Genomic DNA, 21491 nt, shown 5'->3' with positions numbered 1-21491 from the left:
TCGTTGTGGGAGCGAACGTGCCGTTCGGTCACTTGAAGTGACCGAACGGTACGTTCGGTCCCGGAAGGGGGTGGAACTGTACCTATCGCAGGGTTGCGGTGAGGTGGGGGTAACCCTTCTTGGGGTTCTTGAGTGACAGGTCCCAGCCGGCGCCGACGGATTCGGCGTAGAGGTTGACCGTTGCGGGCAGGACGATGGGCTTGCCGAAGCGGACATTGTAGGTCACTTTGTCAGGGATGCGACCTTCGATGACCTGCAGTACCGCTGCTGCGCTCCACATTCCGTGTGCAATGGTCCGCGGGAAGCCGAAAGCTTTGGCGCCCAACGATGACACGTGGATGGGGTTGCGGTCGCCGGAGACGGCCGCGTACTTGCTGATGGTCTTCTGATCCACTCGCAGTGTGCGCGTCGGGGGCGGCGGGACCTCGTCGGCGGGTGGAGCTTCACGAGGACCGCCGGAGAGGGAGGTCTTCTGCAGGCTCAGGAAGCTCGAGGTCTGCTTCCAGACGAGCTCGCGTCCGACGCTGACTTCGCTGATCACGTCGATCAGCAGGCCCTTGCGGTGTTCGCGCAGGTTCTCTGCGTGCACCCTGATGTCGAGTGGTTCCGACGACGAGATGGCCCGGTATTGCTCGATGACGTTCTCGGCGTGTACCGATCCGATGGCGGCGAACGGAAATGCCTTGGACACCATCAGTTTCATGACCGTCGGGAAGACGAGCGTGAACGGATACGTGACCGGCAGAGTGTCACCGAACCGCAGACCGGTGGCCCGGCTGTACGCGGCCAGGTTGTCGGGGTCGACGCGAAGTCCGCGGAGTTCGTACACCGTCGACGGTGCCGTGGTGGACTTCGAGCCGAGGAACGGCAGGGCTCCGAGCGCGGCGGAAGTGTAGATCTCCGACGTCTTCGGCTGCTCCGTGAGCTGGACGACGCTCATGCGCCGAGAAGGCTCTGGCCGCAGACTCGGACGATCTGTCCGGTGACGGCGTTGGATGCGGGAGAGGCGAAGTAGGACACCAGCTCTGCGACGTCGACGGTCTGGCCGCCCTGCAACAGCGAGCTCATGCGTCGGCCTGCCTCGCGTGTCGCGAACGGAATCGCGGCCGTCATCGCGGTCTCGATGAATCCGGGTGCGACGGCGTTGATGGTGATGTTCTTCTTCGCGAGAACCGGCGCCGAGGCGTGCACGAGGCCGATGACGCCTGCCTTGGACGTGCCGTAGTTGGTCTGGCCGCGGTTGCCTGCAATTCCTGCGATGGAGGAGACGTCGACGACGCGTCCGCCTTCCTTGAGTGCTCCTGATGCCACGAGTTGGTCGGTGATGCGCTGCGGCGCAGCCAGGTTGACGCCGATGACCGAGTTCCAGCGGCTGTCGTCCATGTTGGCGAGCGTCTTGTCGCGGGTGATGCCTGCGTTGTGGACGATGATGTCCGCGCCGCCGTGGCGTTCGAGCAGGTGCTTGGAGAGGACCTCGCCGGCGTCGGGCGCCGTCACGTCGAGGGCGAGGGAGGTGCCGCCGACCTTGTTCGCGGTCTCGGACAGTGCCTCACCGGCGGCGGGGATGTCGGCTGCGATGACGGTGGCGCCGTCGCGCGAGAGAACCTCGGCGATGGTGGCACCGATGCCGCGGGCTGCGCCGGTGACGACCGCTACCTTGCCTGCGAGGGGCTTGTCCCAGGATGCGGGTGCCTCGGAGTCGGCGTCACCTACGGCGATGACCTGGCCGTCGACGAATGCGGACTTTGCCGACAGCAGGAAGCGAAGTGTGGATTCGAGGCCGGACAGCCCGGTCGATGCTTTCGGGGAGATGTAGACGAGCTGAGCCGTCGCGCCGCGCTTGACCTCTTTGCCCACACTGCGGGTGAATCCTTCGAGTGCTCGCTGGGCGACGTGCTCGTCGACGCTCGCGGTCTCTTCCGGCGTCGTGCCGATGACGACGACGCGTGCGGACGGCGCGAGGTTGCGGATGACAGGCTGGAAGAACTGGAACAGCTGTTCGAGCTCGGAGACGTTGCCGATGCCGGTGGCGTCGAAGACCAGGGCGCCGTACTTGGTGTCGTGTGCCTGCGCCTGGGGGTAGTCCGACAGCAGTTCGCGCAGCGGCTCGACGAGTCGGCCGCTTCCGCCGATGAGCACAGGCCCGGCAAGTGGCGGTTCCCCCGCCTTGTAGCGGCGCAGCTTCTCGGGCTGCGGCAGACCTGCTTGCTTGGCGATGAAGGCTCCGGGCGCGGACGCCAGGAACGTGGAGTAAAGGTCTGGGGCTCCCTTGGTGGCTGCCACTGTCCTACCTTTCGAATTGGCGCCTCCCTCGTGTGGAGCAGGGAGCGCACGACCGGGTGTCGACAACCAACTTACTCGCCAGTAAGATGAATCTCCACCAGGGTCTTTTTCCACGATGTTTGGAGACGAAAAGTGACAAGCAAGCAGCTACGACCGGTCGCAATCGTCGGTGGCAACCGCATCCCGTTCGCGCGCTCCGACAAGAAGTACGCCCTGGCTTCCAACCAGGATATGCTCACTGCCACCATCGACGGGCTGGTCAGCCGGTTCGGCCTGCAGGGTGAGCGGCTCGGTCTGGTTGCTGCAGGTGCCGTCCTCAAGCATTCGCGTGATTTCAACCTGACCCGCGAGGTCGTGCTCGGTAGCGCATTGAGTCCGTACACCCCGGCGTTCGACATCCAGCAGGCCTGCGGCACCGGGCTGCAGTCGATCATCGCGGTCGGCGACGCCATCGCGTCGGGACGTATCGATGCGGGCATCGGCGGCGGCGTCGACACCACGTCGGATGCGCCGATCGGCGTCAACGACGAGCTCCGTGAGTTCCTTCTGTCGCTCAATCGCGCGAAGACCACCACCGATCGCATCAAGCTGCTCGGTAACGTTCGTCCGTCCATGCTGGGTATCGAGATCCCGCGCAACGGCGAGCCTCGTACCGGACTGTCGATGGGCGAGCACGCCGCTATCACGGCCAAGGAGTTCGGCGTCCGCCGCGAGGATCAGGACGAGTTGGCTGCGGCGAGCCACAAGAACATGGCCGCCGCCTACGACCGCGGATTCTTCGACGATCTGGTGACGCCGTTCCTCGGGCTTACCCGCGACGACAACTTGCGTCCAGGCTCGACCGTCGAGAAGCTGTCGACCCTCAAGCCAGTGTTCGGCAACAAGCTGGGCGACGCCACCATGACGGCAGGTAACTCGACGCCTCTCACCGACGGCGCGTCGGCCGCTCTGTTGTCGACGGACGAGTGGGCGTCGGAGCGCAACCTTCCGGTGCTGGCGCATCTGGTGGACTCCGAGACCGCTGCGGTGGACTACATCCACGGCAACAGCTCGTTCAAGGACGGACTGCTGATGGCACCGACTTACGCCATTCCGCGTCTTCTGGCTCGCAACGGGCTTACGCTTCAGGACTTCGACTACTACGAGATCCACGAGGCGTTCGCATCCGTCGTGCTCGCGACGCTGCAGGCATTCGAGAGCGACGAGTACTGCAAGGAGCGTCTGGGCTTGGACGGCGCTCTGGGTTCCATCGACCGCAGCAAGCTCAACGTCAACGGGTCGTCGTTGGCTGCAGGCCATCCGTTCGCAGCCACTGGTGGCCGCATCGTTGCGTCGCTGGCCAAGATGCTCGCGGAGAAGGGCTCGGGCCGTGGCCTGATCTCCATCTGTGCAGCCGGTGGTCAGGGCGTCACCGCGATCATCGAGCGCTAGATAACCGAGCGTTGAGCCGCAAGAACTTCGAGCGCTGAACAGGCGCTCGACACCGGGGGCACATGGTCGGCAGATCCGTCAGCGAGGGGTTTACGGATCTGCCGATCGTGAATCGTGCGGGAAATCGCCTCAGCCCGGAATTCCGCTTTCGGGCGGGGTGGACTCCTCTCCGGTGTACTCGACCACTTCCGAGTCTCCGATGTCCGTCTGTAGGACCGGCGTCAGGTACTCGGGTACGCCGTTCACGATTTGGTACACGCTTGCGCCGGAGATGCCGAGGTGGCTGTCGTCCGAATATCGGAAAGGCGCGAGTTGCGGTCCTTCGAAGTCCATGCCGCCCTCTTGGATTGCGGAGACAATCCCTTCGCGGGTGGGGTTCTCGCCGGCTGCTTCCAACGCTTGAACGAATGCGTATGCCTGGCTGAGGCCGTAGATGCGGTAGTTGGTGAGAGGTTGGCCGTCGCCGTTCTCCGCCCACACCTTCTGCCACAGTTGAGTCCAGGGGTTCTCGGGTGAGTCGATTCCGGGGATGTACTCGAGCGAGATCATGCCCTCGAGTGATTGGTTCCCGTCGGTCACGGCGCCCTGGGAGAACCGCCCGAGGAGTGAACCGACGAGGTCGACGTCGGATCCGATCGAGGAGTAGAACCATTCCGGGTCGTAGTTGAGGCGCATCGCCGTCAACTGGCTCAGGGCGGTGTACGACGGGACGTCGAATCCGAGCACCAGGTCTGCGCCTGCACCTTGGAGTGCAGCGATCTGCGGTGCGACATCGGTGTTGCCGGAGGTGTAGCGGACTACTTCGACGATCTGGTCGTCGAGATACTGCCGGACGGCTGCCTCACTGTCCCGTCCGAGGTCGTCGTCCTGTAAGTACAAGCCCACCTTGGCATCCGGGCGGTTCTTCTTGACCCAGTCGCCGATGATCTTGCCCTCGACCTGGTAGTCGGGTTGCCAGCCGAAGGTGTTGGGATACTTGGCCGGATCGTTGCCCCACATGATCGCGCCGGAGGAGACGAACAGATCCGGCACGCCTTCTTCGTTGAGGAAATCTATGACGGCGCTGTGCGTCGCGGTGCCGAGTCCGCCGACCACCGCGAACACCTCGTCCTGCAGCACGAGTTCGTTGACGACCTGCGTCGTGGTCGTCGGGTCGTAGGAGTCGTCGCGCACGACGTACTCGATCTGCCTGCCGTTGATTCCGCCCGCGGCGTTGACGTAGTCGAAGTATGCCTGTGCGCCGGTGGGGATTTCGCTGTATCCGGGAGCGGCGACACCGGTCAGAGGGAAGTGGGCGCCGATTTTCACCGACGTGTCGGTGATGCCGACGGTGGAACCTTCCGACGTTTCGGTGGCCTCGTCTCTACCTCCCGCGCCGCAGGCAGCGGCCAGTGACACCACCGCGACCAAGGCGGTCGCCCGCGCTGCCAGCGATCTGGTTCTGTTCATCTTTCCCCTTTTCTCGTGATGTTCCGTGTGAGACGCCACTTTCGGTAGGTTCCGGTCAAACCCAGTGGAGCGAACAGGATCACGAGAACCGTGAAGATTCCCGTGACGAGTGGTGCGAGCTCGGCGGATTGCAGGCTGCTCAGTCCGGCGTCGAGTCCGAGGTTCGTCACGACCGGTGGAATGTAAGTAAGTAGGGCTGCACCGATGAGTGCGCCCGACAGCGTTCCGAGCCCGCCGATCACCACCGCCGACAGCAATGTCAGCGACAGTGTCAGGGTGAATCCGCTCGGTGCTGCGATGCGGGCGGACATCGCGAGGACCGCGCCGGCGGCTCCGGCGCAGGCGGAACTGACGACGAACGCGAGTATTCGTGCGCGCCCGAGGTTTATCCCGGCGAGTTCCGCGGCCACCTCGTCGTCCCGTACCGCCCGCCACCGTCGTCCGATTCGGCTGGCGGACACGTTGGCGAGGAGAAAGAAGACCACGACGAGCAGGATCCAACTGACGTAGGCGACGAATTTCGTTCCGCCGAGCTCGTTTCCGGTGATGAAGTACATGACATCGTCGATGGGTCCCGGCACTTTCGGAGCGGGGACCACGAGGCCCTGCTCTCCGCCGAGATAGTCCTTGAAGTACAACGCGAGGCCGGGGACGGCGACAGCCAGCGCCAGTGTCGCGCCTGCGAGATAGGGGCCGTGGAGTCGGGCTGCGGCGACGCCGACGACGACTCCGACGATGCCGGTCACGACGGTGGCGGCGAGGAGAACCAACGGGACGGACCATCCGGAATCCTGGGCACGGAGCATCAGTGCCGCGGTGTAGGCACCGACGGCCATGAACGCGCCGTGACCGAGCGAGAGTTGACCGCTCAAACCGGTGAGGACGGTGAGGCCGCCGGCTGCGATCGCGAGGTAGGCCACCGACGTCAGCTGACTCTGCCGGAACGTGCTCAGGGATTCGAGAGCCAGTACGACGACGACCAGGCCGAGTACTGCGCAGAGGAAGTGGCGTCGGACCGGTGTGGATGTCATTCGGGTGACGACTGCGTTCATGTCACACCCGCCTTGCCGCGGTGCCGGCGAACAGCCCGCTCGGTCTGAGCAGCAGTACGACGATGAGGATGACCAGAGCTGCGGAGGACACCAGGTCCTGGCCCAGGTAGCCGCTGACGAAACTGAGCCCCACGCCCATCAGGAGCCCGCCGACGACGGCACCACCCGGGCTGTCCAGTCCACCGAGCACGGCGGCGACGAAACCGAATACGACGATCGAATCCATGTATCCGGGGTGGACCAGCGAGCCTCCTGCGATCAATAGCCCTGCCAGGGATCCGACGACGGCGGCCAGAGCCCATCCCAGCGTCAACATGCGGCCGACGCGAACACCGAGCAGTTTCGCCACCTCTTGTTCGAAGGCGCTCGCCCGCATCTTCAGGCCGAGATCGGTGAACCGGAACAGCAGAACCAGCAGTCCGAGGACGATCAGCACGGCCACGATCTTGAAGACGTCGTACCCGGTGAGCGCGATGTTCAGATCCCCGACCTTTTGACCGGTCAGACCGAAGGGCGCAGGGAAGGAACGGAACTGGTTGCCGAACACGATGGCTGCCACCGCATGAATGATGATGAACAGCCCCAGCGTCAGGATGACGGGATTGATGTGCGACGAGCTGTCCACGAACCGAACGACGAGTCGTTCGACGGCAGCTCCGAGGATGAGACCGCTGACGAGTGCGACGCCGAAGCCGACCCAGTACGAGTAGCCGGCGTCGATCACCACCAGTGCGACGTAGGTGGTGATCATGGCCATCGGTGCTTGGGCGAAGTTGACGATGCGTGTCGACCGCCAGATCAGAACGAGGGCGAGGGCGAACGCGGCGTAGATCATGCCGGTCGTCACTCCGTTGATGAGGATGGTGAGCAGTTGCTGCACTTGAGGTGGCGTCCTTTCAGCTCGCGTCAGAACCCGAGGTAGGCGTGTCGGAGGGCGTCGTCGTCGGCGAGGGTGGCTGCCGGGCCTTCGACGGCGACCTTGCCGAGATCGAGGACAACGGCGTGTTCGGCGATCGACAGGGCGCTTCGTGCGTTCTGTTCCACGAGAAGTACTGTCATGGACTCTGTTTCGACGAGCGTGCGGAGCGTGTCGAAGATCTGCGCGACGACTTTCGGCGCGAGCCCCAGAGATGGTTCGTCCAGGAGGAGCACGGATGGGGTTGCCATCAGGGCGCGTCCGATGACGAGCATCTGACGTTCGCCGCCGGACAGCGTGTGTGCCGACGACGTGCGACGCCCGTCGAGTGGCGGGAACATGCCGTAGACCCGGTCGAGTGTGACGGCGTCGTGACTTCGGTTGCGGCCCAATGCTCCTAGCCGGAGGTTCTCCTCGACGGTGAGTTCGGCGATGACGCCTCGGCCTTCGGGGACGTGGGCAAGTCCTTTGCGGGACATGCGGTCCGGCGGAACTCCCACCAGCTCGGTCCCGGCCAGCTCAATGCTGCCCGATTCGGGTTTCAGCAGGCCTGACACGGTGCGGAGCAGGGTCGTCTTGCCCGCGCCGTTGGCGCCGAGCACCGCGGTGATCGCGCCGGCTGCAACCGTCATGGTCACCGAGTCCAGCGCTGTCACCGGTCCGTAGCGGACGGTCAGGTCGGTGATGCGAATCTGGGCCGAGTCACTCACCGTGGTTCACCTCGTTCCCGAGATATGCGGCCAGAACGGCCGGGTCCTGACGAATGTCGTCGGGCGAGCCGTGAGCGATCACCTTGCCGAAATCGAGGACGAAGATCCGATCGCACACGCTCATGACGAGGTCCATGTGGTGTTCGACGAGCATCACCGACGCCGGGGAGGCGGGAGTGGAGCCTGCGGAATGACCTGGGGAGGCGGGAGTGGAGCCTGCGGAATGACCGGTTTCGGGGTGGGCCAGGGATCGGATTTCTTCGCCCAGTTCGGCCATCTCGTCCGATGACAGACCTGACGCCGGTTCGTCCAGAAGGATCAGTGATGGTTCGCTCACGAGGGCGCGGGCGAGGGCGACGCGTTTGCGCACGGCGTAGGGCAGGCTCGGTGGCAGGCGGTCGGCGTACTGGTCGATTCGGAGGCGTTCGAGCGTGGCCATTGCGGCTGATCTGATTTCGGCGTCGTCGGATGCACTCGACGGAAGTCCGAGCAGTCCTGCCAGGATTCCGGTGCGTGCCCCTTTGTCCGCGCCGATCATGACGTTGTCGACGACGCTCATCCGGTCGAACAGTCCGAGTCCTTGGAGTGTTCGGCTCATGCCCAGCTTCGGGAGGTCGTGGGGTCGCAGCCGGGACAGGGTCTCGCCGTTCCGGGTGAGTGTTCCGGTTCCTGGGCGGACGAGTCCGCAGGCAACGTTGAACAGCGTGGTCTTGCCTGCGCCGTTGGGGCCGATGACGCCGAGAACTTCGCTCGGCCGCACGTCGAGACTGACGCTCGACAGCGCGACCACGCCGCCGAACGTGACGTCGACGTCGGTCATGGTGAAGATCGGGGCTGGGGTAACCGTCGAACTCAAGTGATCCACCTCACAATCTGTGTGCGTTCACTATGGTTGCCGCGCACAACCGGCGGTATGGGCGCAGCGCACAGAATGTTTGGGTCCCGCGGCACCAGTACCGGTCAAATCGCCCTGTCGACTGGGCGGGATGCGCAAAACTGTGTCGATGGTTGCCTCCGACCGACCCGCCGACCGATCTTCGGTGGGTGCCCCTCGTGCTCGGGTGCCTGCATCGGATCAGGAGAAGATTCAGCGTGCGTGGTCTGCGCTGATCGATCGGGCGGATTCGATAGCGGACTCCATCACGCTGGCGCTGATCGAGCAGGAGCCCGCGTACCTGGCCAGTGCGACGCCTGACATCGCCGGCGAGATCAGGCGAAGCACCCGCGAGCACATCCGCCAGGGGCTGCGGACGCTGTCCGGGGTGGCGGCCGCCGACGACAACACCCGTGAGGTCTGGCGCCGCACCGGGCGGGAACGTGCGCGTCAGGGCATCCCGATGGAGTTGGTGCTCAAGGCGTACACGCTCGGCAGTCGGACACTGTGGGAAGAGTTGGTTCACGCACGTGATCGTCGACGGTCCGACATCGACGAACATTTGCTGCTGGTGGCGGGCCAGCAGTTGTGGCGTGCACTCGACGGGCAGTACGAGACCCTGGTCGACGCCTATCGCCGCGAGAGTGCACGGATGCAGCAACGCGACCTGGCGAACGTTCTGGTGGTGCTCGACGGGCTTCGCTCCGGGCGTGGAGGTGATCCGTCGTTCGTGCTCGAAGCGCGTGCGACGCTCGGTCTTTCGGCGTCGCAGCAGATCGCGTGTGTCGTCGGGCCCGTGGACGACCAGGGATCACCTCCACTCACGGCGCCGGAGGATGCGCTGGATCAGATCGGTGCGGTATCGCATTGGAACATTCGCGACGGGCATCAGTTCGCGCTCGTTGCGTTGGCCAAGGGATCACTGAATTCGGTCGTCGACGCGCTTTCGGTCAGGGCCGTGGGCCCGGTGGGTGTGGCGCATTCGCCCGACGGTGTGTCCTCGTTCGCGGCGGCGTATCGGCTGGCGACGCTCACCGCTGACACGATCTCGGAGGAGGCAGGGGTGGCGTTGGCGACCGATCGGCTGCCCCGGGTGATCATGGCAGCCGACGAGGAATCGTCGGATCTGCTCGTTCACCACGCGTTGGGAAACATGTGGACGCATCCGGAACCTCAGCGTGGGACGTTACTCGAGACGCTCGCTCACGTGCTTGCCAGCGACGGATCGCCGACGAATGCCGCGAAGGTCCTGTACTGCCACCGCAACACGGTGATCTATCGAGTCCGACGGATCGAGGAGTTGACCGGCAAGGACCTCACCGATCCGAGGGATCGTCTGCTGCTCACGCTCGCCCTGGTGAGGACCGGACATTGGGGCCGTGCCGTAGGACAGGGTGACAGCTCGACACCGCGCCGATCATTCACCTGAATGAATTGACGAGACACCGCACGATCGGTTGTAACGCTTCACAAGCATGCGCGATACTCGTAGTGGCTCCACACTGCTGCCCGACCCCCGACCCGGCAGCGGTGTGGAGCCTCTTTCGTGGGCTTGCGGCGGCCGGGGTTTCCCGATGCTCGAGTCGATCCCCTCATGTGTCGATGCGTAAGCTCGTGCGCGACAGTGTCGGTGTTCGTCCGGGGTTTCGGGAGGGTCGAGAACGTGAGCGTCGGTGGAGACGGCAAGGGCAAGCACGAGCGCGGCTCCCATTCCGACGAGGAAGCCCGTGACGAGGCGCTTCGTGGCGATGCGGGTGATGTCGGTGCGCACGGCGACCCACGGGACGACGTCGAAACGGTCGATGCCGAGCCCGAGCACGTTCTGCCGTACGAGGCCATCACCGAGGTGATGCGTGCCATCGATCCCAACGAGCCCCCTCCCGGGCACTCCCCGGCTCAGCCGTCCGAATCTGCCGCTTCCCCTGTCCCTCAACCCCCTGTCCCGGAGCCACCCGTCCAGGAGCGCGTCGAGCAGGAGTCGGCCGAGCAGGGACCGGTGGCGGAAGGCCTGTCCGACGAGATCCCAGCCGACGAGACCCCAGCCGATCAGGTCTCAGCCCATGAGATCCCAGCCGACGAGCTGCCAGCTGATGAGGTAACAGCCGAGAACGAACACGGCGACGACATTCCGGCAGAGGATTCTTCGGCCACGGACGCTGGGGCCGTTGCATCTCACAACGTTGCCACTGAGAACGTTGCCGCTGAGAACGTTGCCGCTGAGGACGTTGCCGCTGAGGACGTTGTCGCTGAGGACGTTGTCGCTGAGAGTGATCGACTCGAGGACGAACCAGTCGCGGGCCTCCCGGGTGAAGGATCGTCGACTCCGCTCACCCCCGAAGAGCCTGATGTCGACGAAGCGATTGCTTCCGAGGCCGACACGCAGGACCAACCCACACCCCCTTCCGGGCTTCCGGCAGCAGGGCACGTCAGCTCGGTCCGGCCCGGTCCGGTCGAGTCTGCTCCGACGCAGGCGTATTCCGCAGTGACACCGCCCGGTGATCGGGGGCCGATGACCCCGGAGCCCGAGGGTGAGGACAGCGCCACCGTCGCGATTCCCGTCGTCGCAGCGTCGTCCGAACAGCAGCCTGCCCCGACCGAGCAGTTCGTGCCTGCCGAGCAGTTCGTACCTGCCGAGCCCGCTGACGGCGACGTGGAGGGACAGCCCGCAGGCAAGGAAGAAGAGAAGTTCTCTCGAATGAAGATTGCCGTTCTCGCCGGCGCTGCGGTGGCGATTCTGGGAGTGTTCTACACGGCGGACATGCTCTCGACGAGTGGTTCGGTTCCCCGGGGCGTCACCGTCGCCGGTATCGAGGTCGGCGGTCTGAGCCACGAGGATGCCGAGGCGAAGCTCGTGTCCGAGCTCGGCCCCCGTGTGAACGAGGCGGTTCGGGTCGACGCGGGCGACCAGCAGCTCGAGGTGGTGCCGTCGGAGGCCGGTCTCGGTGTGGATTGGGTGACGACGCTCGATCGTGCCGGGTCGCAGCCGATCAATCCGTTCACACGTGTGATGTCGTTCTTCACCGGCCGCGAGATCGGTGTCGAGTCGACCGTCGATGCCGCATTGCTCGACGCCGGCGTCGAATCGATGAGGGCACAGACGGATCGAGCGCCGTCCGAGGGTGACGTCGTGTTCGAGGGCACTACTCCGGTCGGTGTCACCCCGGCGCCGGGTCAGACGATGGACGTGCAGGCGGCGCGGGACGAGCTCGAGGCGAACTGGGCGTTCGGTGAGGTCGAGGTACCGGTGGAGACCGTCGACGTGACCGTTCACCAGGATGAGGTCGATCGTGTTCTGGCTGAAGTCGCGACTCCCGCGGTGTCCGCGCCGGTGGTGTTCACCGGTCGTGACGGTGCTCGTGCGGTGCTCTCGCCCGAGAACGTGGCAGCAGTGCTGCATTTCGAGCCGGACGGCGAAGGTCAGCTGGCGACCAGGTACGACACGCCCGCGGCGACGGCGCTTCTCGCGCCGCAGTTGGCGTCGACGGAAACACCTCCGAAGGATGCGACGTTCGCTCTCGGTGGCGGAGTACCGACTGTTGTTCCGGCGGTCGTCGGTGAATTGGTGCAGTGGCCGAAATCGTTGGAGCAGTTGCCCGCCCTCCTGGCCTCGGTTGATTCTCGCTCCACCGACGCCGTCTACGAGCAGGCGCAACCTGCACTGACGACGGAGGGTGCTCAGGCGCTCGGCATCAAGGAGGTGGTGGCCGAATACACCACGGGCGGTTTCGAATACGCGTCCGGTGTCAACATCAGGCTGACCGCCGACATCGTCAACGGCGCGTTGGTGAAGCCGGGTGAGACCTTCTCGCTCAACGAGTACACGGGCCCTCGCGGCACGGCTCAGGGTTTCGTGGAATCGGGCATCATCGACAACGGTCGACCGGACAGGGCGGTCGGAGGCGGGATCAGCCAGTTCGCGACGACGTTGTACAACGCCGCCTACTTCGGCGGCATGGAAGATGCCGGGCACACCGAACACAGCTACTACATCAGCCGGTACCCGGAGGCCCGCGAGGCGACCGTGTTCGAGGGTGCGATCGATCTGAAGTTCACCAACACCGGTAAGACGGGTGTGGTGATCGAGTCGTTCGGGTCGAGTTCGGATGTGACAGTGCGGCTCTGGGGCACCAAGACCGTCGACGTGGAGTCGATCACCGGGCCGCGTTCCAATCCGACGAGTCCGAACACCATCACTCTCCCGGCCGGTAACGCGTGTGTGCCGTCCGGTGGTGGACCCGGTTTCACCGCCAGCGACACTCGGGTGATCACGGACATCGCCACCGGCAACGAAGTCTCCCGTGACACGAGGACGGTCAAGTACGACCCGATCCCGATCGTGCGGTGTGAATCGCCTGAGCCGGAACCGGAGCCCGAGGACGAGCCGGCCGACCGACCGGCCGGAGCAGCTCCTCCGGCCGCGCCGTCCGCGGAGGACGGCGAATAGTCAGACCGTGATCGGTTGCGGGGCAGTGTGCTTCGGGCTGATGTCGTCGCCCGAGGATGCGCCGCGGAGGCGTCGGGACACCCATGGCGCGGCAAACGATTTGACCCATTCGGCGTTCTCGCGTCGTTGGATCGCCTTCTCGACAGGAGGCAGCGGATCGAGGGCCGGCATCGAGATGGAGTGTTCGACGCCGAGGAAGTCGAGCACTTCGGCAGCCATTCTGGTGTGCCCGCGGGTCGACATGTGCAGTCGGTCCCAGTCCCACATTCGAGGATCGTCGTAACCGTCGAATCGCCAGTAGTCGATCAGTTCGACGCCGCGGTTGTCGGCAACTTCGCGGAGTAGTTCGTTGTAGATCGCGGTGCGACCGCGGAGGCTGCGAAAGATCGGTGACCATCCGGCGTCGTATGCCGTGAATGCCAGTACGCGCGCCCCGGTCGACTTCAGGCCCGCGAGCGCGGCGTCGTAGCGCTCGATGATTCCGTCGATGTCGACCTTCGGCCGCATCAGGTCGTTTCCACCCGCGTAGACGGTGACGAGGTCGGGTGCGACGTCGATGGCGGTGCCGACTTGATCTTCGATGACCTGGTCCAGAAGTTTCCCTCGCACTGCGAGGTTGGCGTATCGAAAGTTCGGGTTGTGAGCGCCGAGTTCTGCGGCCACTCGATCCGCCCAGCCACGGACTCCATTGGGGCTCGACGGGTCGGGGTCGCCGACGCCTTCGGTGAATGAGTCGCCGAGAGCGATGTAGGTGTCGATTGTCGGCACGGGACCGTCCTTTGTGAGTTCTGCTAACTACCTCAGAGTACGACGCCTGGACTCTGCCGTTCATTCCCGGGTTTCGATCTGCGTGATTCAGAACCTGGACACCCGTCCGCGGTGAGGTGTTGGCTGATGGGGAATGTGTTCTCGGATCGAAAGAAGGCTCATGACGGTCACCGTGGTGGCAGGCAACCCCAAACCCGAATCCAGGACTCTGGCGGCAGCGCATCTGTTGGCGTCGGAGATCACCGGAGGGCAGGCCGACGGTCAGGTGGACGTCATCACGCTCGGATCCGGGCTGCTCGGCTGGGGTGACGACGCGGTGAAGGCGGCTGTCGACCAGGTGGCGACGTCCGACATCGTCGTGTTCGCGAGCCCGACGTTCAAAGCCACGTACACGGGTGTGCTGAAGTTGTTTCTCGACCAGTTCGCCACCGACGAGGGTTTGCGTGATGTAGTGGCCGTCCCACTGATGCTCGGGGCGGGACCGGCGCACGCGCTGGCTCCGGATCTGCTGCTCAAACCGGTCCTCGTGGAGCTCGGCGCCATCACACCGGCTCCCGGTCTGTACCTCGTCGATACCACTTTCACCGAGGACACTCGTATCGTGGACTATGCGCGGCGATGGGGACCCGTCATCACGGCCGCCGCAGACGCACGAAAGGGAGCTTCGGCATGACGCTCACACACACCGACCTCGACCAGGCGACGTTGCGCCAGGCGTACGCGCAGTTCCCCAGTGGGGTCGTCGCCGTTGCCGCGGAGATCGACGGGGTTCCGGTCGGGCTGGCCGCGAGCAGTTTCGTCGCGGTGTCCATCGAGCCGCCGCTGGTGGCAGTCTGCATTCAGAACACGTCGACCACATGGCCCAAGCTCGAAGGCGTCCCCAACATCGGAGTCAGTGTTCTGGGCGAGGCTCACAACGATGCTGCGCGGACGCTTGCAGCCAAGACGGGTGACCGCTTCGCCGGGCTCGACCTGACGACCACCGAGCAGGGCGCCGTGTTCATCGAGGGCGCGACGGCGTGGCTCGACACGACGATCGACCAGCAGGTTCCGGCCGGAGATCACCTGATCGTTCTGCTGCGCATCCATTCGCTGAAGGTCCAGAGCGACATCGATCCCATCATTTTCCACGGCAGCAAGTTCCGCAAGCTTCAGGCGTAGCCGCTGCACCGTTGGGCGGCGGAGCCGCTGCGGTGTTGGGCGGCGTAGCCGCTGCCGTGTTGGGCGGCGTAGCCGCTGCCGTGTTGGGCGGCGTAGCCGCTGCGGCGTTGTGCGGCCTGGTGCGGGCTCGCGCCCTGGTAGGTCGCACGACGGGAAGTACGGACGCGGCGCAATACGTCCGCCACATTCGGGTTGCATATTCGACACGACCTCGGTGTTGAGTAGCGGTCACATCAGGAATCGATGTGGCTGGAGGCCCGAAGTGAAACTGACAGTGGTTGCAGGTAACCCGAAACCCGGCTCTCGCACGTTGGATGCTGCGCGCATCGTCGCCGAGGCCGTGGCGGGCCGTGAGGTCGACGAGATCATCGACGTCATCACCCTCGGCCCAGGCCTTCTCGGGTGGGGTGACGCCGGTGTGGCGTCTGCAGTCGAGTCGGTCCGCGACTCGGACCTCGTGGTGGTGGCGAGCCCGACCTTCAAGGCGACCTACACCGGTGTGTTGAAGCTGTTTCTCGACCAGTTCGCCACCGGAACAGGCCTCGAGAACGTAGTCGTCGTGCCGGTGATGCTCGGTGCAGGCCCCGCACACGCGATGGCGCCGGATCTGTTTCTGAAGCACACCCTCGTCGAACTGGGTGCTGTCACTCCCGCCCCCGGTCTCTATCTGATCGACACCACGTACACAACAGACACCGCAATTGCCGATTACGTCGCACGCTGGGGCCGCGTGTTGACCGATGCGGTCACGACACGAACGGACATCTCATGACTCTCGCTACCACTTCCCTCGACTCGGCCGTTCTCCGTTCGGCTTTCGGTCAGTTTCCCAGTGGTGTCGTCGCGCTGTGTGCCGAGATCGACGGTGTACCAGTGGGTATGGCGGCCAGTAGTTTCGTCGCCGTGTCGATCGACCCACCTCTGGTCGCCTTCTGCGTTCAGAACACGTCGACGACCTGGCCCAAGTTCGCTGCTGCGGATCGGATCGGTATCAGTGTTCTCGGTGAGGCGCACGATGTCGCTGCTCGGACGCTGGCCGCGAAGACCGGCAACCGATTCGACGGTCTCGACGTGACCACCACCGAGGACGGCGCAGTGTTCATCGGCGGTGCGAGCATGTGGTTGGACGCAACCGTCACCGAGGAGGTACCCGCAGGCGATCACGCGATCGTGCTGATGCGGATCAACGAACTCGAGATCAAGGATGTTGCGCCGATCGTGTTTCACGGCAGCAAGTTCCGTCGCCTGGCCGTGGAGGTCGAGCAGTGATGAAGGAAGCGCTCGACGCACTCCGTGCAGGCAAACCCGTACTGGTGACCGACGACGCACGGCGTGAGAACGAAGGCGATGTCATCCTCGCTGCGGATCGGGTGACGCCCGAATGGACGGCGTGGACCATCCGCAACACCTCGGGATTGCTGTGCGCGCCGATGTCCGGAGCACGTGCCGACGCTTTGGAGCTGCCGCCGATGGTGGCGGACAACCAGGATCCGAAGAAGACGGCCTACACCGTGACGGTGGATGCTGCCGAGGGCGTGACGACAGGTATTTCCGCGGCCGATCGTGCCCGCACCCTGCAGGTGTTGGCCGATCCCTCCTCCAGTGCAACCGATTTGATCAGGCCCGGGCATGTCATCCCACTGCGTGCGCGTCCCGGTGGAGTCCTCGAGCGTCCGGGCCACACCGAGGCCGCGGTCGATCTGTGCAGCCTGGCAGGAGTGCCCGCTGTCGGTGTCATCGCCGAGCTCGTCGCCGACGACGGAACGATGATGACCTTCCCGGACATCGAGCGTCTGGGGCGTCGGATGCAGCTTCCGGTACTGACCATCGAACAGCTGATCAACTACCGGTTGGCCCACGGAGTGACGGCAGTTTCCGCTCCGCGACGCGTCGAACGAGTCGCGGAAACGGTCTTGACGACCGCGCACGGTGATTTCCGAGCAATCGGATATGCGGACAAGGAAACCGGGGCCGAACATATCGCGCTGGTCAAGGGTGAGCTCGCCGGGTCACCGATCGCGCGTGTTCACTCCGAATGCCTGACCGGTGAATCGTTTTCGTCCCAGCGTTGCGAATGCGGACCGCAGCTCGACGCTGCACTGGCGCGTGTCGCTCGCGAAGGTGGCGTTGTGGTCTACCTCCGCGGACACGAAGGCCGCGGCATCGGTCTGCTCAAGAAGCTCGCTGCCTACCGGTTGCAGGATCAGGGTTTCGACACGATGCAGGCCAATCTGGAACTCGACGAACTGGCCGACGGTCGAGAATACGGCGGAGCCGCAGCCATTCTCGAGGATCTCGACGTTGCTGACGTTCGGCTGCTCACCAACAACCCGTTGAAGGTGGATGGGTTGCGGAAGAACGGCATCGCAGTCACCGCGGTCATTCCACTACTCGTCGGAGCAGCACCCGCCAACGTGCGTTACCTCGAAACCAAACGTGACCGAATGGGCCATCTGCTCCCGGGGCACTTGGAACAGAGCATGTGAACGCTCACCTACGTGCCGGACGCACGGCCCAGTGCTAGCACCTGGGCGAGCGTCCGGCACACAGGTGAGCGTCCAGGCCATCCACGTCCGACGCCCGCCGGTGTGCGGATCAGCCGCTGTGGTACCTCCGTCCAGGAATTCATCCACAACCCCCGCTTTCATCCACAAAGTGCGAATCCGCTACCCGAACGACTATCCCGGCGGGCAGTCTTGCTCCATGGAACTCGATCCGACCGGACTGCTGCGACGTACCGATGCGCTCGAATCCGGTTTGGCGCTGCACGAGTTCCGCGCGTTGTACTCGAGTGGTGGGTGGGAGCGTCTGGCGCGCGGAGCCTATGTCTTCAGCGACCATCATTCGACGCTGGACGAGCGGGAGCGTCATGTCCTTCGCATAATTGCGCTGCTGCCGAATCTAGCGAACGATTCGATCGTGAGTCACGATTCCGCCGCTGTTCTTCACGGATTACCCTTGTATGGACTGGATCTGACGAAGGTGCATGTCACCAGAGCCCGGCGCGGCGGTGGCCGTACGACCGCACGCGTCGTCGTTCATTGCGCAGCGGTGGAGGATGTCGTCGAGGTGAACGGCATGCGGGTGACGTCGGTAGCCAGGACCATTGCGGACGTGGCGCGAACCCGCTCGCTCGATGCGTCGGTGTCGATGGGAGACATGGCGCTCCGCAGCGGTCTGCATCCGGATCTACTACTGCATCAGTTGGATCTGGCCAGGAAGCGGAAGGGTGTTGCCCAGGCTCGTCGAGCAGTGGCCATGTTGGACGGTCGCAGTGAAAGTGTCGGTGAGTCCTTGGGGCGAATTCGACTGCTGCACAGTGGCTTCACCGACGTCGAGTTGCAAGTCGAGATTCGCGACGAGGACGGAAATTTCGTCGGACGCCTCGATTTCGTCGTCTGCGCCCGGGTGGTTCTCGAATTCGACGGCAAGGTGAAGTACGAGAAGTACCTGCGGCCAGGTCAAAGTGCCGGCGACGCTGTGTTCGAGGAGAAGCAGAGGGAGGATCGCATTCGCGGGCTCGGATACCCAGTGGTGCGCTTCACTTGGGCCGATCTGTTCGCCTTCGAACGAGTAGCGGAACGCGTGCGTCGAGCGATCGCACAGGCCGATCGGATGCCTGCTCCACGTGGATCTTTGGAGCAGAGCCTGTGAACGCTCACCTACGTGCTGGACGCACGGCCCAGTGCTAGCACCTGGGCGAGCGTCCAGCACACAGGCGAGCGTCCGGCACGCAGGTGAGCGTCGGCACCGACGACAACGGCCGCACCCTTCGACAAGGGTGCGGCCGTGGTGACAGCAGGGATCAGAATGCTGCTTCGTCGAGTTCCATGACGTCGAGGTCGATGTTGGAGAGGATGTTCCGCGTCGCGGTGAGCTGCGGCAGAATGTTCTTGGCGAAGAACGACGCGACGCCGATCTTGCCTTCGTAGAACGCCTTGTCCTTGCCCTCGGCGCCGTTGTCCAGTGCCGTGATGGCGATCTCGGACTGACGCAGCAGCAGCCAGCCGATGAGCAGGTCGCCGAATGCCATGAGGAAACGCACCGATGCGAGGCCGACCTTGTAGAGCTCGGTGGGCTGTTCCTGAGCACCCATGAGCTGCTGGGTCATCGTGGTGACGATGGCCTGTACGTCCTCGAGAGCGGTTGCGAGCAGTGCACGCTCGGCCTTGAGGCGACCGTTTCCTGCTTCGCTGTCGATGAACGACTTGATCTGTCCTGCTACGTGAGCGAGCGCAACGCCACGGTCGCGAGCGATCTTGCGGAAGAAGAAGTCCTGCGCCTGGATGGCCGTCGTGCCCTCGTACAGTGAGTCGATCTTCGAGTCACGGATGTACTGCTCGATCGGGTAGTCCTGCAAGAAGCCGGATCCGCCGAGAGTCTGCAGCGACTCCGCGAGCTGGTGGTAGGCGATCTCGGATCCGACACCCTTGACGATCGGGAGAAGCAGGTCGTTGACGCGGTAGGCGATGTCCGCGTCGGCGTCGGAAACCTGCTTGGCGGTGATGGGATCTTGGTGCGCTGCCGTGTACAGGTACACCGCGCGCAGGCCCTCCGCGTATGCCTTCTGCGTGATGAGGCTGCGACGCACGTCGGGGTGATGCGTGATGGTGACGCGCGGTGCTGCCTTGTCGGTCATCTGTGTCAGGTCGGCGCCCTGCACACGCTCCTTGGCGTACTCGAGTGCGTTGAGGTAGCCGGTGGAGAGGGTGGCGATTGCCTTGGTGCCGACCATCATTCGTGCGTGCTCGATGACGTCGAACATCTGCGCGATGCCCTTGTGGACCTCGCCGACCAGCCAGCCCTGAGCGGGGATTCCGTGTCCGCCGAAGGTGAGCTCACACGTCGCCGACGCCTTGAGGCCCATCTTGTGCTCGACGCCGGTGACGAAGACGCCGTTGCGTTCGCCGAGTTCACCCTTCTCGAAGTCGAAGTGGGTGTTCGGGACGAAGAACAGGCTGAGGCCCTTGGTGCCGGGTCCTGCTCCTTCGGGTCGGGCGAGAACGAGGTGGAAGATGTTCTCGAACAGGTCGTCGGACACGGCCGAGGTGATGAAGCGCTTGACGCCCTCGATGTGCCAGGAGCCATCTTCCTGCTTGATGGCCTTGGTTCGTCCGGCGCCGACGTCGGATCCGGCGTCGGGTTCGGTGAGGACCATGGTGGCGCCCCACTGGCGCTCGACGATGACCTTGGCCCATTCCTTCTGCTCGTCGGTTCCGTTGTGGAACAGGACGTTGGCGAAGGACGGTCCGGCGGAGTACATGAACGCGGCCGGCTGGGAACCCAGCAGCATTTCGTTGAGGGCCCAGCCGAGGTTGCGGGGAGCAGCGATGCCACCGACCTCGTCGTCGAGGCCGACGCGCCACCACTCGCCGTCGTAGAGCGCCTTGAAGGACTTCTTGAACGAGTCCGGCAGCTTCAGGGTGTGAGTTTCGGGGTCGAACACCGGCGGGTTGCGGTCCGCGTCGGCGAAGGATTCTGCGAGGGGACCCTCGGACAGGCGTACTACCTCGCGAAGCATGTCGCGTGCAGCTTCACCGTCCAGGTCTCCGAAGTTGTCACCTGCGAGGGACTCGTCGAGCCCGAACAGCTCGAAGAGGTTGAACTCGAGATCCCGAAGGTTGCTCTTGTAATGGCCCATTGCGTCTCTCCAGTCGGTGGTGCGGTCTCGTGAGTACCGCCCAAGCATTTAGCTACTCGGTATAGCTACTCGTCGGTAACATAGAGGCATGTTACCCCCGTTCATTCGCGCTGCCAAGGCGGGACCTACTGGCGAGTAGTAACGAATCGATAGCGGTACCGCCGGCCGTTGTCCTGAGGCTCGTTTCGCAGAGGTTCACGACGGCTCGATCCCCGACATCGATCGCCAATTCCTCTGGCGTATATAGTAGTTCGACTTCCTGGGGTCCGCCCACTCCGTCGGCGATGTTGTTCGAATGGTGACCGAGAATCATGAGGATTCCGTCAGGTTTCAGCGCATCGAGTGCCGTCGAGATTGCTTTACGGCGTTGCTCGTGGGGCAGATGCAGATAGAGCACGAGAACCAGGTCGTATCCCGGTTCCGGTAGGACGGTCGTCACATCCGCGTGAACCCAGGTGAGCCTGTTTCGGACGGACGCAGGCGACGCCGACGCGACGCGGTGTGCTCGTGTGAGTGCCTCCGACGAGAAGTCGACGCCGGTTACTTCCCAGCCGCGGGTGGCCAGCCAGATGGAGTTGCGGCCGGCGCCGCACGCCAGGTCCAGCGCGCGTCCCCGGGGAAGCGAGGTCGCGATCTCGACGAGTGTCTGGTTGGGCGGCTCTCCGAAGACCAGTTCGCGACGTTCGTACTTTCGGTCCCAGTCTTCGGCGTCCATCCCCTGATGATGCCGCAGAATCCGTGTGCTCGACGCGTCGGCCGTGC

The 21491-nt window shown here is 64.3% G+C and carries 19 protein-coding genes; 9 read left to right on the top strand and 10 right to left on the bottom strand.

Annotation, left to right across the window (positions count from 1 at the left end; genetic code table 11):
* Nucleotides 1–82 precede the first annotated feature (82 nt).
* On the bottom strand, nucleotides 83–940 hold the full coding sequence (locus CH293_RS08065; protein ID WP_037112005.1) for a MaoC/PaaZ C-terminal domain-containing protein: 858 nt from the start codon (nucleotides 938–940) through the stop codon (nucleotides 83–85).
* Complete coding sequence (locus CH293_RS08060) at nucleotides 937–2283, bottom strand: 3-oxoacyl-ACP reductase (RefSeq protein ID WP_094719913.1); 1347 nt, start codon at nucleotides 2281–2283, stop codon at nucleotides 937–939. The genes CH293_RS08065 and CH293_RS08060 overlap by 4 nt, the downstream gene beginning before the upstream one ends.
* A gap of 132 nt (nucleotides 2284–2415) precedes the next feature.
* Between CH293_RS08060 and CH293_RS08055 the strand changes: the two genes are divergently transcribed.
* Nucleotides 2416–3714 carry an acetyl-CoA C-acetyltransferase gene (locus CH293_RS08055; protein ID WP_020110485.1) on the top strand — a complete coding sequence of 433 codons (1299 nt, stop codon included), beginning with the start codon at nucleotides 2416–2418 and terminating at the stop codon, nucleotides 3712–3714.
* A 129-nt stretch (nucleotides 3715–3843) separates the two neighbouring features.
* Here the strand turns inward: CH293_RS08055 and CH293_RS08050 are convergent, their stop codons facing one another.
* From CH293_RS08050 to CH293_RS08030, 5 genes are read right to left on the bottom strand one after another with little or no spacing between them, the layout of a single operon-like run.
* Nucleotides 3844–5163: an ABC transporter substrate-binding protein gene (locus CH293_RS08050; RefSeq protein WP_094719912.1), complete on the bottom strand. Its 1320-nt coding sequence runs from the start codon at nucleotides 5161–5163 to the stop codon at nucleotides 3844–3846.
* Nucleotides 5160–6215 carry a branched-chain amino acid ABC transporter permease gene (locus CH293_RS08045; RefSeq protein WP_094719911.1) on the bottom strand — a complete coding sequence of 352 codons (1056 nt, stop codon included), beginning with the start codon at nucleotides 6213–6215 and terminating at the stop codon, nucleotides 5160–5162. The genes CH293_RS08050 and CH293_RS08045 overlap by 4 nt, the downstream gene beginning before the upstream one ends.
* Before the next feature lies 1 nt (nucleotide 6216).
* Nucleotides 6217–7095, bottom strand: a complete 879-nt coding sequence (locus tag CH293_RS08040) for a branched-chain amino acid ABC transporter permease (RefSeq protein ID WP_037112000.1) — start codon at nucleotides 7093–7095, stop codon at nucleotides 6217–6219.
* A gap of 26 nt (nucleotides 7096–7121) precedes the next feature.
* Entirely contained in the window at nucleotides 7122–7841 is a 720-nt protein-coding gene (locus CH293_RS08035; protein ID WP_094719910.1) for an ABC transporter ATP-binding protein, read from the bottom strand.
* Nucleotides 7834–8697 (bottom strand): ABC transporter ATP-binding protein, encoded by an 864-nt coding sequence (locus tag CH293_RS08030; protein ID WP_255122759.1) that lies wholly within the window; start codon nucleotides 8695–8697, stop codon nucleotides 7834–7836. Before CH293_RS08030 ends, CH293_RS08035 begins: the two co-directional genes overlap by 8 nt.
* Before the next feature lie 148 nt (nucleotides 8698–8845).
* On the opposite strand from CH293_RS08030, the gene CH293_RS08025 reads away from it, so the two are divergent.
* The gene (locus CH293_RS08025; protein ID WP_275041289.1) at nucleotides 8846–10144 is read left to right on the top strand and encodes a CdaR family transcriptional regulator; all 1299 of its coding nucleotides are present in this window, start codon (nucleotides 8846–8848) and stop codon (nucleotides 10142–10144) included.
* A gap of 195 nt (nucleotides 10145–10339) precedes the next feature.
* Nucleotides 10340–13159 (top strand): VanW family protein, encoded by a 2820-nt coding sequence (locus CH293_RS08020; protein ID WP_094719908.1) that lies wholly within the window; start codon nucleotides 10340–10342, stop codon nucleotides 13157–13159.
* On the opposite strand, the gene CH293_RS08015 is transcribed toward CH293_RS08020, so the two are convergent.
* On the bottom strand, nucleotides 13160–13927 hold the full coding sequence (locus tag CH293_RS08015; RefSeq protein ID WP_094719907.1) for an SGNH/GDSL hydrolase family protein: 768 nt from the start codon (nucleotides 13925–13927) through the stop codon (nucleotides 13160–13162).
* A 160-nt stretch (nucleotides 13928–14087) separates the two neighbouring features.
* On the opposite strand from CH293_RS08015, the gene CH293_RS08010 reads away from it, so the two are divergent.
* The 6 genes from CH293_RS08010 (at nucleotide 14088) to CH293_RS07980 (ending at nucleotide 18742) form a co-directional block, all read left to right on the top strand.
* Complete coding sequence (locus tag CH293_RS08010; protein WP_094719906.1) at nucleotides 14088–14600, top strand: NADPH-dependent FMN reductase; 513 nt, start codon at nucleotides 14088–14090, stop codon at nucleotides 14598–14600.
* Nucleotides 14597–15088: a flavin reductase family protein gene (locus CH293_RS08005; RefSeq protein ID WP_019665585.1), complete on the top strand. Its 492-nt coding sequence runs from the start codon at nucleotides 14597–14599 to the stop codon at nucleotides 15086–15088. Before CH293_RS08010 ends, CH293_RS08005 begins: the two co-directional genes overlap by 4 nt.
* Nucleotides 15089–15350: 262 nt before the next feature.
* Entirely contained in the window at nucleotides 15351–15860 is a 510-nt protein-coding gene (locus tag CH293_RS07995; RefSeq protein ID WP_037111989.1) for an NADPH-dependent FMN reductase, read from the top strand.
* Nucleotides 15857–16357 carry a flavin reductase family protein gene (locus tag CH293_RS07990; protein WP_037111986.1) on the top strand — a complete coding sequence of 167 codons (501 nt, stop codon included), beginning with the start codon at nucleotides 15857–15859 and terminating at the stop codon, nucleotides 16355–16357. The genes CH293_RS07995 and CH293_RS07990 overlap by 4 nt, the downstream gene beginning before the upstream one ends.
* Nucleotides 16357–17574 (top strand): 3,4-dihydroxy-2-butanone-4-phosphate synthase, encoded by a 1218-nt coding sequence (gene ribB / locus CH293_RS07985; protein WP_176459957.1) that lies wholly within the window; start codon nucleotides 16357–16359, stop codon nucleotides 17572–17574. The genes CH293_RS07990 and ribB overlap by 1 nt, the downstream gene beginning before the upstream one ends.
* Before the next feature lie 217 nt (nucleotides 17575–17791).
* On the top strand, nucleotides 17792–18742 hold the full coding sequence (locus CH293_RS07980) for a hypothetical protein (RefSeq protein ID WP_094719903.1): 951 nt from the start codon (nucleotides 17792–17794) through the stop codon (nucleotides 18740–18742).
* Nucleotides 18743–18893: 151 nt separating this feature from the next.
* Here the strand turns inward: CH293_RS07980 and CH293_RS07975 are convergent, their stop codons facing one another.
* The gene (locus tag CH293_RS07975) at nucleotides 18894–20729 is read right to left on the bottom strand and encodes an acyl-CoA dehydrogenase (RefSeq protein WP_037111982.1); all 1836 of its coding nucleotides are present in this window, start codon (nucleotides 20727–20729) and stop codon (nucleotides 18894–18896) included.
* Between the two features lie 91 nt (nucleotides 20730–20820).
* On the bottom strand, nucleotides 20821–21444 hold the full coding sequence (locus tag CH293_RS07970) for a bifunctional 2-polyprenyl-6-hydroxyphenol methylase/3-demethylubiquinol 3-O-methyltransferase UbiG (protein WP_094719902.1): 624 nt from the start codon (nucleotides 21442–21444) through the stop codon (nucleotides 20821–20823).
* Between the last annotated feature and the right edge of the window lie 47 nt (nucleotides 21445–21491).

This window comes from Rhodococcus sp. 14-2470-1b, assembly GCF_002259415.1.
Classification (GTDB): Bacteria; Actinomycetota; Actinomycetes; order Mycobacteriales; family Mycobacteriaceae; genus Rhodococcoides.
The sequence above is the reverse complement of the archived record's forward strand: the minus strand, read 5'-3'. Positions and strand labels throughout refer to the sequence as shown.